Origin of the sequence: Streptomyces globosus, assembly GCF_003325375.1 — a bacterium.
Classification (GTDB): domain Bacteria; phylum Actinomycetota; class Actinomycetes; order Streptomycetales; family Streptomycetaceae; genus Streptomyces; species Streptomyces globosus_A.
Genome location: NZ_CP030862.1, coordinates 3,362,871 through 3,375,387, shown reverse-complemented (window position 1 = coordinate 3,375,387; position 12,517 = coordinate 3,362,871). Strand labels below are relative to the sequence as shown.

13 protein-coding genes are annotated in these 12,517 nt (G+C 75.3%); 10 read left to right on the top strand and 3 right to left on the bottom strand.

Annotated elements, in window-relative coordinates:
- Positions 1 to 30 precede the first annotated feature (30 nt).
- The 5 genes from C0216_RS14660 to C0216_RS14640 all read left to right on the top strand — a co-directional run bounded on the left by C0216_RS14660 (position 31) and on the right by C0216_RS14640 (position 4,285).
- Positions 31 to 873, top strand: coding sequence for a hypothetical protein (locus C0216_RS14660; RefSeq protein ID WP_114055721.1), 843 nt, complete (start codon positions 31 to 33; stop codon positions 871 to 873).
- 235 nt (positions 874 to 1,108) lie between these two features.
- The gene (locus tag C0216_RS14655) at positions 1,109 to 2,797 is read left to right on the top strand and encodes an ABC-F family ATP-binding cassette domain-containing protein (RefSeq protein ID WP_246042541.1); all 1,689 of its coding nucleotides are present in this window, start codon (positions 1,109 to 1,111) and stop codon (positions 2,795 to 2,797) included.
- Between the two features lie 29 nt (positions 2,798 to 2,826).
- Positions 2,827 to 3,006, top strand: a complete 180-nt coding sequence (locus tag C0216_RS14650) for a CsbD family protein (RefSeq protein ID WP_162793207.1) — start codon at positions 2,827 to 2,829, stop codon at positions 3,004 to 3,006.
- 240 nt (positions 3,007 to 3,246) lie between these two features.
- Positions 3,247 to 3,675: an Hsp20/alpha crystallin family protein gene (locus C0216_RS14645; protein ID WP_114055719.1), complete on the top strand. Its 429-nt coding sequence runs from the start codon at positions 3,247 to 3,249 to the stop codon at positions 3,673 to 3,675.
- 163 nt (positions 3,676 to 3,838) lie between these two features.
- Positions 3,839 to 4,285, top strand: coding sequence for a DUF2267 domain-containing protein (locus C0216_RS14640; RefSeq protein WP_428985427.1), 447 nt, complete (start codon positions 3,839 to 3,841; stop codon positions 4,283 to 4,285).
- A 62-nt stretch (positions 4,286 to 4,347) separates the two neighbouring features.
- On the opposite strand, the gene C0216_RS14635 is transcribed toward C0216_RS14640, so the two are convergent.
- Positions 4,348 to 5,577 carry an FAD-dependent oxidoreductase gene (locus C0216_RS14635; RefSeq protein WP_114055718.1) on the bottom strand — a complete coding sequence of 410 codons (1,230 nt, stop codon included), beginning with the start codon at positions 5,575 to 5,577 and terminating at the stop codon, positions 4,348 to 4,350.
- A gap of 328 nt (positions 5,578 to 5,905) precedes the next feature.
- Here C0216_RS14635 and C0216_RS14630 point away from each other — a divergent pair, with 328 nt between their 5' ends.
- The 5 genes from C0216_RS14630 to C0216_RS35005 all read left to right on the top strand — a co-directional run bounded on the left by C0216_RS14630 (position 5,906) and on the right by C0216_RS35005 (position 10,109).
- A complete protein-coding gene (locus C0216_RS14630) occupies positions 5,906 to 6,946 on the top strand; it encodes a hypothetical protein (protein WP_114055717.1) in 1,041 nt (346 codons plus the stop codon).
- Positions 6,947 to 7,038: 92 nt separating this feature from the next.
- Positions 7,039 to 7,668 (top strand): class I SAM-dependent methyltransferase, encoded by a 630-nt coding sequence (locus tag C0216_RS14625; RefSeq protein WP_114055716.1) that lies wholly within the window; start codon positions 7,039 to 7,041, stop codon positions 7,666 to 7,668.
- Between the two features lie 620 nt (positions 7,669 to 8,288).
- A complete protein-coding gene (locus C0216_RS14620) occupies positions 8,289 to 8,909 on the top strand; it encodes a hypothetical protein (protein WP_246042540.1) in 621 nt (206 codons plus the stop codon).
- Between the two features lie 105 nt (positions 8,910 to 9,014).
- Positions 9,015 to 9,461 (top strand): helix-turn-helix domain-containing protein, encoded by a 447-nt coding sequence (locus tag C0216_RS14615; RefSeq protein WP_114055715.1) that lies wholly within the window; start codon positions 9,015 to 9,017, stop codon positions 9,459 to 9,461.
- A gap of 78 nt (positions 9,462 to 9,539) precedes the next feature.
- Complete coding sequence (locus C0216_RS35005; RefSeq protein WP_162793206.1) at positions 9,540 to 10,109, top strand: hypothetical protein; 570 nt, start codon at positions 9,540 to 9,542, stop codon at positions 10,107 to 10,109.
- 128 nt (positions 10,110 to 10,237) lie between these two features.
- Here the strand turns inward: C0216_RS35005 and C0216_RS14605 are convergent, their stop codons facing one another.
- Together C0216_RS14605 and C0216_RS14600 are read right to left on the bottom strand one after the other, a co-directional pair.
- Positions 10,238 to 11,173 carry a carbohydrate ABC transporter permease gene (locus C0216_RS14605; protein WP_114055713.1) on the bottom strand — a complete coding sequence of 312 codons (936 nt, stop codon included), beginning with the start codon at positions 11,171 to 11,173 and terminating at the stop codon, positions 10,238 to 10,240.
- Positions 11,170 to 12,516: an ABC transporter permease subunit gene (locus tag C0216_RS14600; protein WP_114055712.1), complete on the bottom strand. Its 1,347-nt coding sequence runs from the start codon at positions 12,514 to 12,516 to the stop codon at positions 11,170 to 11,172. The genes C0216_RS14605 and C0216_RS14600 overlap by 4 nt, the downstream gene beginning before the upstream one ends.
- Between the last annotated feature and the right edge of the window lies 1 nt (position 12,517).

Here is a 12,517-nt window from a genome sequence, read left to right as displayed (position 1 = left end):
TCTTGACTGTGGCGGGGCGGGGAGAAGGACGTGGCACGGCAGGGCGGGTACGGACAGCGGACGGGCGTGCGGCCGGGGGCGGCGGGGCCGGGGGTGCCCTCCGACGGGGCGGGCGACCGCCGCCACGGCTGCGTGACCGTCCTGGCGGCCCCCTTCGTCCTCGCCGCCCGCGTGCACCGGCCCGGACGGGCGGACCGGCTCGCCGACCCCGTGGTCCGCGGGGTCGCGCTCGCCCGGACCGGTGTCGGACTCGCCGCCACCGCCTGGCTGTTCTACGCGTTCACCCTGCGCGAGGAGGCCAAGGCCGTCGTCGACGACAGGCTCACCGACCTGCTGATCAGTGCGGCCGTGCTGGCTGTCGTGGGCCCGCTCGCGGTGGCGGCCTTCCTGGCGGCCGCCCGCCCGCCGCTGCGCGCCCGGTACCGCCGGCGGCTCGGCGGCCCGCTCACCGCGTGGGGCTGCCTGATCGCCACGGCCGGCCTCCAGTGGTTCGCGCTCCGCCCCGACCTGCGGAACACCCTCTTCACCGGTGCGGGCGACACCGGCTTCCTCCTCGGCCTGCTGTTCCAGCTGGGCAGCCTCTTCCTGCTGCCGTTCCTCCTCGCCTCCTCGGTGCTGTGCGTCCACCACGCCTTCCGCACCGCCGACGTCCACGAGGTGCTGCCGCCGCTGCTCTCCCCCGTGGTCGTCCTGGTGATGTCCGTGCTCCAGGCCGTCGACGGGCCTCCGGTCAACGCCCCGCAGGCCGTCTGGTTCGCGTTCCTCGCGGGCGCGCCGCTCTCGGTCACCGCCCTGTCCGCGTGGGAGCTGCGCCGGCTGCGCACCCGGTACGGGACCACCGTGCGCGGCGCCCTCGGCCGCCGGCCGCGCTGACCCCCGGCCGCCGGTGGCCGGCCCCGGTCCGCCCGGCGGGAAAACGCGTGGGCATCCGGTCCGCGGCGTTGCTACCGTGGCGGCATGGCTTCAGGCATCTGGTCCCAGAAGGTGCGATCCGCCCGCTGACGGCGGCGCCCTGATCCCTTGCGGACCCCCGCGCTCGCCGTACCGGTTCCCGCCGGGCGGCCGCAGCCCGCTGCCCGGCTCCACCTCGCGAGCCGCGGAGCATCCGTTGAACCACCGCACCCCCCTGCCCCATGCCCTTCCCCTGGCCCTGCCCCTGCCCGCCGGCTCCGGCGGGAGTGCGCACGTCCGCGCCGAGGGCGTCACCGTCACGCGCGGGCACCGCCGCGTGCTGGACGGCGTCTCGGTCACCGTCTCCGCCCGGTCGCGGGTCGCCGTCGTCGGCGAGAACGGCCGCGGCAAGACCACCCTGCTGCACGTCCTGGCCGGACTGCTCCCGCCCGACGCGGGCACCGTGCACCGCGCCGGCACCATCGGCCTGGCCCGCCAGGAGCTCACCGCAGGCCGCGCGGACACCGTCGGGACGCTGACCGCCGAGGCGCTGGCCGCGCCTCTCGCCGCGCTCGCGGCCCTGGACGCGGCTGCCCTCGCCCTCGGCGACGGCGGCCCCGGCGCGGAGGACCGGTACGCCGCCGCGCTCGACGCGGCGACCCGGCTCGACGCCTGGGGCGCCGAACGCCGCGTCGACACCGCCCTGGAGGCCCTCGGCGCGTGCACCGACCGCGAACGGCCGCTCGCGGCGCTGTCGGTCGGGCAGCGCTACCGGGTCCGTCTCGCCTGCCTGCTCGGAGCCCCGTACGACGTCCTGCTCCTCGACGAGCCCACGAACCACCTCGACGCCGACGGGCTGGACTTCCTCACCCGCAGGCTCCGCGCGCACGACGGCGCCCTCGCACTCGTCACCCACGACCGGGCGCTGCTGCGGGACGTCGCCGACCGGTTTCTCGACCTCGACCCGGCGCGCGACGGCAGGCCCCGCCTGTACGCCGGCGGGTACGACGCCTGGCAGGAGGCCCGCGGCCGCGAGCGGCAGCGGTGGGAGCAGGACCACGAGGAGCAGCAGGCCGAGCACCGCAGGCTGCAGGAGGCCGTCTCCCGGGCCCGCGACCGGCTGTCCACCGGGTGGCGTCCGGACAAGGGCACGGGCCGGCACCAGCGGCAGTCCCGGGCCCCGGGCGTCGTCCAGGCCCTGAACCGGCAGCAGGAGGCGCTCGACGCGCACCGCGTGGACGTGCCGCCGCCCCCGCCGGTGCTCCGATGGCCGCACCTCGGCGGCCGGAGGGGGGCGCCGCGGCTGCGGGCGCACGGCGTGGCCGTCGCCGGACGGCTGGCGGGCCCGGTCGACGTCGTGCTCGACGGCGGGGACCGGCTGCTCGTCACCGGGCCGAACGGCGCCGGGAAGTCGACGCTGCTGGCCGTCCTGGCCGGCGCGGTCGAGCCGACGCGGGGCCGCGTCGTGAGGGCCGCGGGCACCCGGACCGCCCTGGTCGCCCAGGAGACGGCGGTGGCGGACCCGCGGCTCACCGCCCGCGAGCTGTACGCGCGCCGCGTGGGCCGGCTCGTGGCGGGCGGGGTGCTGCGCGACGCCGAAGCCGTCCCCCTCGCCGCACTCGGACTGCTCGACGCCGATGCGGCGCGCACCCCGGCCGGGCGGCTGTCGCAGGGGCAGCAGCGGCGCCTCGACCTCGCACTGGCCCTGGCCGGGCGGCCGCACGTGCTGCTGCTCGACGAGCCGACGAACCACCTGTCGGCAACACTGGTCGAAGAGCTCACCGAGGCGGTCCGCAGCACGGGCGCCGCGGTCGTCGCCGCGACGCACGACCGGCAGCTGCTCCGGGACCTCGCGGACTGGCCCCGCCTGGAAGCCGGCCGGACCCGCGGGGCGGACCGGGGATGAGCACGGGACCCGAGGAGAAGGGGGCCGGCATGAGCACCCGCGAGAAGATGAAGGCGAAGACGGAACAGGTCGTCGGCAAGACCATGCGGAAGGTCGGGCATGCGATCGGCGACAGGTCCACCACCATGAAGGGCGGCGCCCTGCAGCTCCGGGGGAAGGCCCGGCTGGCGAAGGAGAAGGGGAAGGACGCCCTCAGGCACCGGCACTGACCGGGCCTCCCCTCAGCAGGGACGTGCACGCGGCCGGCGGATGCCGCCGACCGCGTGCACGGCCGCGCCGCTCCGGCCCCTCTGGCACCAGCTCCCCACCAGCCCCATGCGTCATCCGGCCGCTGACATCTTTCATGTCATCCATTCGGCGAAGTGCCGTGTTGTCATCGTTTCGACGACATGCTACAACAGGGCCGCAGCGCACTGGCAGCCGTTTCCGAGCAACCAGGAGGTGTCCCCATGCTGATGCGCACCGACCCCTTCCGTGAGATCGACCGCCTCACCCAGCAGCTCGCGGGTCCGGGCACGTGGTCCAAGCCGTCCGTGATGCCGATGGACGCCTACCGGGACGGCGACGCGTACGTGGTCGCCTTCGACATCCCGGGCGTCGCCAGGGACGCGATCGACATCGACGTCGAGCGGAACATGCTGACGGTCAAGGCCGAGCGGCGGCCCGCACCGCGGTCGGACCGGGCCCAGATGGAACTCTCCGAGCGGCCCCTCGGCGTCTTCACCCGGCAGATCATGCTGGCGGACACCCTGGACACCGAGCGCATCGAAGCCGCGTACGAGGCCGGCGTCCTGACCCTGCGCATCCCGATCGCCGAGCGCGCCAAGCCGCGGAAGATCACGATCGGCGGCGGCGAGCACAAGCAGCTGAGCAGCTGAGCAGCTGAGCAGCTGAGCAGCTGAGCAGCTGAGCAGCTGAGCAGCTGAGCAGCTGAATCCTGCGGCGCCGCCCGCCCTCCCCCGACCGGCCGACCCTCCCCGCGCCTGTGTCGGCCGGCTTTCCGGACCGTAGCCACCGCGACCCGAAAGGAAGGCATACACCGTGTTCGACCAGCCCGCAGTCCTCCGCCGGCCGGCCCCGGACATGACCTACGAGCAGATGCTGGAAGCCGTGCGGTACGAGGGCGCCTACTCCGGCACCGAGCGCGCCGCCGAGACCGTCGAGCGCGTGCTGGCCGCGCTCGGCCGCAGGCTGACCGGCGCTGAACGGGCGGACCTCGCCGCCCGGCTGCCCCTGCAGGCCGCGCTGGCCTTCACCGCGCAGGTCCCCTCGTACGAGAAGCTGACCGGATGGGGCTTCGTCAAGGACATCGCCGCCCGCTCCGGCACCAGCCCCGCCACCGCCCGCTGGGACACCGGCGCCGTCCTGTCCGTCGTCGCCCGCCTCGCCGGCCCGGACCTCCTCGCCCGCATCCTGCGGAGCCTCCCTGCCGGGTACGCCCTCCTCTTCGGCCAGATCGACCTCAACGCGGGCCGCACCGGCGCATGACCGGGCGCCTCCGGAACCCCTGACCGCCCGGTGGGGACGGCAGGGGCTCCGGCGCGCCCCGTTCAGCGGAGCGCCTCCCGCGGCGGCCGCTCGCGCAGGGCCCCGTAGGCGAGGAAGTACGCCGGGAGCCGGTTCAGCCGGCTCTCGGTCAGCAGGGAGGCCAGCCGGGCGGCGCGCTGCGGGTCGTCGAACGCGGACCGGCCGGCCAGCAGCGGCCTGATGACCTTGGCGTGGGCGGCACGCTGGAGGCCCTGCGCGGCCACGGTGGTGGGCCGGCGGCGCTGCTGCACGCGGCGTACGTCGTACAGGCCCACCCGGTGCTCGCGCAGCGGCCCCACCAGGTGGCGGGCGGCCGCCACGGCGTCCTGCACGGCCAGGTTGATGCCGATGCCGAACACGGGCGACATGGCGTGGGCGGCGTCCCCGATGCACAGCAGCCCCGGGCGGTGCCAGCGGCGCAGCCGGTCGAGGCGGACGTCGAGGAGTTTGACGCCGTCCCAGGAGGCGACCGCGTGCGCCCGGTCCGCGAGCCAGGGCACCGCCCCCGTGAACCGCTCCATGAACGGGTCCAGGCCCTCGGCGCGCAGTCGGGCATCGGCGCCCTTCGGGATGAGGGCCGCGCACTGCCAGTAGTCGCCGCGGTCGATGAGCGCGCTGAAGAACCGCTCCCCCAGCCCGCCGACGAGCCCGCTGGGGTCGTCCTCGCGGCGCGGCAGCCGGAACCACCAGGCGTCCATGGGGCAGGGGAAGTCCTGCAGGCCGAGCTCCGGCAGGGTCCGGGCGAGCGAACCGCGGCCGTCGCAGGCCACCGTCAGATGGGCGCGCAGTTCGCCGGCCGCGCCGTCCGCGGTGCGGTAGCGGACGCCCGTGACCCGGCCGCCCTCGACCAGGAACGACTCCGCCTCCGTGTCCATCCACAGGCGGAACGACGGCTCCTTTCGGGCCTCGTCCGCGAGCAGGTCGAGCAGGTCCCACTGGGGCACCATCGCGATGTAGTTGTACTTTCCGTGCAGCGCCCCGATGTTGCCCACGGTGACCAGCGTGCGGTCCGGTCCGAGGGGCAGCTGGACGGTCGTCACGCGCCGCTGCGGGAGCCGGGCGAACCGCTCGGCGAGCCCGATGTCCTCCAGCAGGGACAGCGTCGTGGGGTGCACGGTGTCGCCGCGGAAGTCCCTGAGGAAGTCCCCGTGCTTCTCCAGCACCGTCACCTCCACCCCGGCCCGGGCCAGCAGCAGGGCCAGCACCATCCCGGCCGGGCCGCCGCCCACCACGCAGCAGGTCGTCCGCTCCACGGGCCACCACTCCCTCCGCGGGCGTCGCGGGCGGATCCCGGACGCCCCCAGGGACGTATACCCCGTGGGGGGCGGTCGCCGGAGGCGGCCGGGCACAGCCGGGACATCCGCGCCGTTCCGGCCGCGCGCGCCGCCGGTGCGCCCGCCCCCGGCCCATTCCCGGGTGTCATGCCCCTGACCTGCGAGATAGGTTGTCCCCACTGACAACGGGGACGAGCTACGGAGCACGTGCATGACGCAGAGCAGTTGGCCGGGAGCATACGGGGGCAGCGGGGGCGGCACCCCGCACTGGGGAGGCTGGGGACCGCCCCCGCCGCCGCAGCCGGGCGTGGTACCCCTGCGGCCGCTCGCCCTCGGCGACATCGTCACCGGGTCGTTCTCCACCCTCCGCCTCCACTGGAAGCGGATGGCCGGCGTCGCACTGCTCGTCCAGGCAGTGCTCCTCCTCGCGATGGGCCTCGTCGCGGCCGCCTCCGTGGCCGCCGTCTTCCCGCACCTGGAGCCCGTCTTCGACGCGCCGTACGGCGAGGCCCCCACGCGTGAGCACGTCATGCCGCTGCTCGTGGCCGCCGCCGTCCTGTTCGTGGCGCTCGCCGTGCTGGGCATGCTGGGCATGGCGGTGATCTCCGCCGCCTGTCTGGCCGTGCTGAAGGAGGCGGTGTCCGGCGGTCCCACCACGTTCGCCGCCGTGCGGCGGGTCGCTTTCCGGCGGGCCCCGGCGATGGCCGGCGCGATGTTCCTCGGCTACCTGATCGCGGGGCTCCCGGTGCTGGCCGTCGTGGCGGTGTGGGCGCCGCTGGCCGTCGCCACCGCCTCCGAGGCCGCCCCGGGCGCCCTGCTGGTGCCCCTCGTCCTCGGGATGCTGGCCGCCTTCCCGGTGGCCGTCTGGCTCAGCGTGCGGTTCGGGCTGGCACCGGCCGCCGTCGTCATGGAGGACGCCGGCCCGGTCGCCGCGCTGCGCCGCTCGACCGCCCTGGTCCGCGGCGACTGGTGGCGGGTCTTCGGCATCACCCTCGTCGGCGCCCTGCTGGCGGGCGCCATCGGCTACGCGATCCAGCTGCCGTTCAATCTCATCGGGTCGTTCGTGATCGTGCCGGCCATCGCCCTCGCCGAGGACGGCGTCTCCGCGGCAGGCGCGATCACCGTGCTGGTCGTCGCCGTCCTGGTGACCCTGGCCGGCGGGATCGCCGGGCAGCTGTTCCAGATCGGCTTCATGCAGCTGGTCGCGGGCCTGCTCTACACGGACCAGCGGATCCGCCGCGAAGGCCTCGCGGAGGCCCTCCTCGCCGGCCACGCGGTACCCCCGGCGGCACCGGCCGCCGCGCCGGAGCCGCCGCAGCAGCAGGACGCTCCGCAGGACGGCCGGTAGCAGCAGGAGCCGCGGCCGGGCCGCCGCACCGCCGTGTCGCGGCGGCGGCGGGCCGGCCGCGGTGCCATCCTGGGGCGGGAGCGGAGGTTGCCATGGGTTTCTACACCGGCCACGTACTGCCGCGCATCGTCAACGCGGCGTGCGGGGCGAAGGCGTCCCGGCCGCTGCGCGCCCGGGTGTGCGCCGGGCTGACGGGCCGCGTACTGGAGATCGGCTTCGGCAGTGGCCTCAACGTGCCGTTCTATCCCCCGTCCGTGACCGAGGTGGCGGCCGTCGAGCCGTCGGACACCGCCTGGCGGCTGGCCCGCAAGCGCGTCGGGAACTCCCGGGTGCCGGTGCGGCGGGCCGGCCTGGACGGGCAGTCCCTGCCCTTCGACGACGGCACCTTCGACTCCGCCCTGTCGACGTGGACGCTGTGCACGATCCCCGACGCCGACGCCGCCCTGCGGGAGGTGCTGCGCGTCCTGAAGCCCGGCGGCACCCTCCACTTCCTTGAGCACGGCCTGGCACCCGCCGCGGACGAGCACGTGCGCCGCCGCCAGCGCCGGCTGGACCCGCTCCAACAGCGCCTGTTCGGGGGCTGCCACCTGACCCGCCGCCCGGCGGAGATGGTCGGGGCGGCCGGGTTCGCGCTCGGCCCGGTCGACGTCTTCTACGAGGAGAGCGCCCCGAAGTTCCTGGCCGCCGACTCCCTCGGCACGGCCACGGCCCCCACCGCCTGAGCAGAGCCGCGGCGATCCGCCGCGCCTCCGCCCCGTGCACTGCGCGGGCGTGCTGCCTGCCCGCGGCCGGACGGCCCGGCGGCGGCGCAACCCCGGACCAGGCGGCCCCGGAGCAGCTCGGACGGAAGCCGGACCGCCCGCCGCCGGCACATCCCCGACGTCCCGGAAGGGCCGCTCGCCTCCGCCGGCCTCGAGGCGCCGCCGCAGGCTGCCCGGCGCCGGCCCGGGTGTCCGGGGTCCCGGCGTGGAGCATCGCGTGCAGCCGCTTCCGCCAGTCCTTGCCGATCTCCTGACCCGGGCAGTCTGTTCGGCAACGGGCGCATTCGGCAAGGGGAGTTGCCTCCCGAGGCTGCCGCGTCGGCTCGGTGGAAGCACCCGCAAGCCGAGGGCCCGGGCGGCGAGGGGGCGGCGGGATTCTGCCCGGCGTCGCGGCGGTGTCAAGCCCCGAGTTTCCGGAACGTGTCCGGGGCGGGCCGTCTCGGGCCTACTGGTTGTGCGCCCCCCACCGGAGCAAGGGAAATACCCCGCAAGGCCGGGAAACACCCCCTTCCCCGCAAGGGCCGCACCGAGAAGGCATCCCACTCCATCCGGTTTTTCGGATCGAACAGCAGGAGAATCCCATGAACCGCACCACGCACAGCAACACCACGCACAGCAACACCACGCACACCAGCAGCATGCGTCCCAAGCGGCGCGGCCTCCGCCTCGCGACGCTGGTCGCCTCGGCCGCGGTCGTCACCGGCGGGGTCCTCCTGCCCGCGGCCACCGCTTCGGCCGCCCCGATGCCCGCCCAGGTGGCGTCCGTACTGCCGGCCGCCGGAGGCGCCGGAGGCGACGGCGGGGACGGCGGCGGCGGCCTGGTCGGCGGCGGGGGCGGCTCCGGCGGCTCCGGCGGCGGCAGCGTCACCGGCGTCGGCGGCGCGGGCGGCAACGGCGGCAACGGCGGCAACGGCGTCCTCTCCGGCGGCGGGGGCGGCGGCGGGGGCGGCGGCGGCGAAGGCGTCATCGGCGGCAAGGGCGGCAACGGCGGCAACGGCGGGTCCGGAGCCGTCGGCGGCAACGGCGGCGGCGGCGGTGGCGGCGGCGACGGCGTCCTCAAGGGCGGCGACGGCGGCAAGGGCGGCTCCGGAGGCTTCGGCATCTTCCAGGGCGGCAAGGGCGGCAAGGGCGGCTCCGGCGGCTTCGGCATCTTCGGCGGCCTCGGCGGCGCCGGCGGCAAGGGAGGCGGCAGCATCTTCTGACCCGCGCCCGAACCGAGCCTGACCCGATCCGCGGGGTGGAGGCCGCCGGCCTCCACCCCGCTCCACCCCCACCCACCCACCCGTTTCCCCGAGGCGGAGAACCCCATGTCCACCAGCTCCTGGCACCGTCCCCTCATCCTCGCGGCGGCCTCCCTGGCCTTCCTCACCGGCACGGCCTGCTCCGCCCACGCCGCCCCGCCCCCCGCCACCGCCGGACAGCTCCCCCCGTACTGCGCCGCCGGCGGCGAAGGCGGCAAGGGGGGCGAAGGCGGCAAGGGCGGCGCCCCCGGACAGCCCGGCGAGCCCGGCAAGCCCGGACAGCCCGGCTGCCTCCGCTTCGAAGCCCTCCCCGACAAGCCCGCCGACCAGCTCAACCCCGCCGACAAGGTCCACATCGTCTTGGCCCTCCTCGCCGACGGCACCGACACCCGCAAGAAGGACATCGCCCGGCAGTACGACATCCCCGTCCAGCAGCTCGACACATGGAAGAAGCACTACCTCGAAGGCAACTGGATCGCCCTGATGAACGGCGCCACTCCCTTCTGCCCCTGACATCCCGGAAATCCGCCCCCGACCGAACCCCGACCGACAGCCGCCCGGACAGCACTGAGGACCGGCAGGAGAAATCCCATGCACATGCGCTCTTGGAAGTTCCGACTCGGACTCGTCGTCTCCACCGCCCTGATCGGTGCCGGCGCCGTGGCGCCCGCCGCCTCGGCAGCCCCGGTGAAGGCGCCCGAGGCCGGGACGACGGCCCCCGCCCCCGGTGACAGCCGCTCGACGGGCAACCGCGGTCTCGGCCTCGGCAAGGGCAAGACGGGCACCGGCAGCGTCAAGCTCGGCAACGGGACCGTCCGGGTCGGTGACGGCGTGTGCGTCGGCAACTGCAACGGGACCGTCAACGGGACCAACGGCGGCAACGGCGGCGTCTGCGTCGGCCGCTGCAACGGCAGCGCCAACGGCGGCAACGGCACCGACGGCGGTACGGGCGCCAACGGGACGAACGGCGGCAACGGCGGCGTCTGCGTCGGCTCCTGCCACGGCAGCGTGAACGGAGGCAACGGCGGCAACGGCGGGGCGGCCCCGCCCGGCGGCGACGGCGGGAACGGCGGCAAGGGCGGCAACGGCGGCGTCTGCGTCGGCGCCGGCTGCCAGACCAGCGGCCGCGGCGGCAACGGGGGCAGCGGCGGCGCCGGCTGACCACCGGGGCCCGCACCGCCCGGGTCGGCAGGCCCCGGCCCGGGCGCACCGCATACGCAAGGACCGCAACGCACGGCGTTGCGGTCCTTGCGTATGGGGCGGACGGCCCGGCCTGCCCCGCGGGGGCGTCACTTCACCGAGCCGGCCATCACCCCTTGGACGAAGTGCCGCTGGAAGGCGAAGAACACCACGAGCGGGACCACCAGGGACAGGAAGGCTCCCGGCGCGAGGACGCCGATGTTGCTGCCGAACTGGCGGATCTGAGACTGGAGCGCGACGGTGAGCGGCTGGGATCCGCTGTCCGCGAAGAGCAGCGCCACGAGCATGTCGTTCCAGACCCACAGGAACTGGAAGATGGCGAGGCTCGCGAGGGCGGGGCGGCCCAGGGGCAGCACGAGGCGGAAGAAGATCCGCCACTCGCTGCCGCCGTCCATCCTGGCGGCCTCCAGCATCTCGCGCGGGATCTCGGCGAAGTAGTTGCGCAGCAGGAAGATGGCGAAGGGCAGTCCGTAGGCGACGTGGAACAGGACCACGCCGGCGACGGTGCCGAACAGCCCGACCGCGCCCATGAGTTTGGCGACCGGCAGCAGTCCGACCTGTACGGGGACGACGAGCAGGCCGACGACCACGAGGAAGATGCCGTCCCGGCCGGGGAACTCCAGCCAGGCGAAGGCGTATCCGGCCAGTGCCGCGATGCCGACGACCAGGGCGGTCGCGGGTACCGAGATCAGCACGGTGTTCCCGAAGGCGGTCGCGATGCCCGAGTCGGCGAGCAGGGCGGTGTAGTTGTCGAAGGACAGCTGGGCCGGGTCGGCGAGCGCCGTCCACCAGCCGCCGGAGGCGTTGTCCTCCTCGGAGCGCATCGAGGACAGGAACAGGCCGGCGAGCGGGGTGATCCACACGAGGGCGACCAGGACGAGCAGCCCCTGGACGAGGCCGCTGCCGAGGAGGCGGGAGACGCGGTTCCGGCGGGGCGGCCGGGAGGGGCCCGGGGCCGGGGCGGGGCGGGCGGCCGCCGCCTCCCGAGGGGAGGGGCGTCGCTCGATGGTGCCGTGGCTGGTCATGCTCCACTCCTTCGGAACCGCCGGATGTTGAAGACCATTGCGGGGACGACCAGCAGGAGGAGGACGATGCTGAGGGCGCTGCCGAGGCCCTGGTCGTTGCCGCCGCCGAAGGAGACCAGCCACATACGGGTGGCCAGGACGTTCGCCTCTTCCTGTACGGGTCCGGGGGCGATGATGTAGACGAGGTCGAAGACCTTCATCACGTTGATCACGAGGGTGACGAAGACGACGGTGAGGACGGGAGCGAGCAGCGGCACGGTGATCTTGCGGAAGATCTGTCCCTCACTGGCGCCGTCCATCCGCGCGGCTTCCAGCGCGTCGCGGGGGATGGCGGCGAGTCCGGCGCCGATGAGGACCATCGCGAAGCCGGTCCACACCCACAGGTAGGCGCCGATGACGGCAGGGGTGATCAGGGCCGGTCCCAGCCAGTCCACGCCCTGGTAGGGGGCGGCGAAGTTGGCCGCGGGGAGGCGGACGGTGTAGTCGCCGGGGGCGAGTCCGGCCAGGCGGAACGTGCCGTCGGCGGCGGCGGTGGCGGTCGCCGCGACCTCGCCGTCGCGTACGGCCTCGACCTTCATGCCCGGCAGGCCCTTCTCGCCGGGGTCGACGGTGCCGGGGGTGCCGGCGCCGCCGGGCGCGAAGTCGAGGTAGACGGTGCCGGTGATCGCGTCCGCGCCGCCCGGGGTGTCCGCGGGTGCCGAGGCCGGCTGCGCGGCCGCGGGCAGGGCGTCCGGGCCGACCCCGACGAGTCCGAGGCCGACGGAGCCGCCGGGGCGGACCGACCGCTCGGTGCTGTACGGGCCGCCGGGCGCGCCGGCCAGGCCGAGGCCCTCGCGGGCGCGGGCCGTGGGGTAGGCGGCGGTGTCCGCGAAGGTGTCGTGGATGCCGACGGCGACGGCGTTGAGGACGCCCCGGTCCGGGTTCTGCTCGTAGGCGAGGCGGAAGATGATCCCGGCGGCGAGGAAGGAGACGGCCATCGGGAGGAACAGCACCAGCTTGAAGGCGGTCGCCCAGCGCACCTTCTCGGTGAGGACCGCCAGCACCAGGCCGAGCCCGGTGAGCAGGGTGGGGGCGACGACGACCCAGATGGTGCTGTTGCGGATGGCCTTGAGGGTGGCGGGGTCCTGGAGGATCGCCGTGTAGTTCCCGGCCCCGACGAACCGGTCGCCGCTGGCGTCGAAGAGGCTGCGGCCGAAGGAGAAGAAGACGGGGTAGACGACGAGCGCGCCGAGCAGGAGCAGCGCCGGCAGGACGAAGGCGACCGCGAGGCGGCGCTTCCTCGCCAGGGCCCGGCGCCGCGGGTCGGCCGCGGCGCGGGCGGGGGCGGTGGCGGTGGGAGCCATG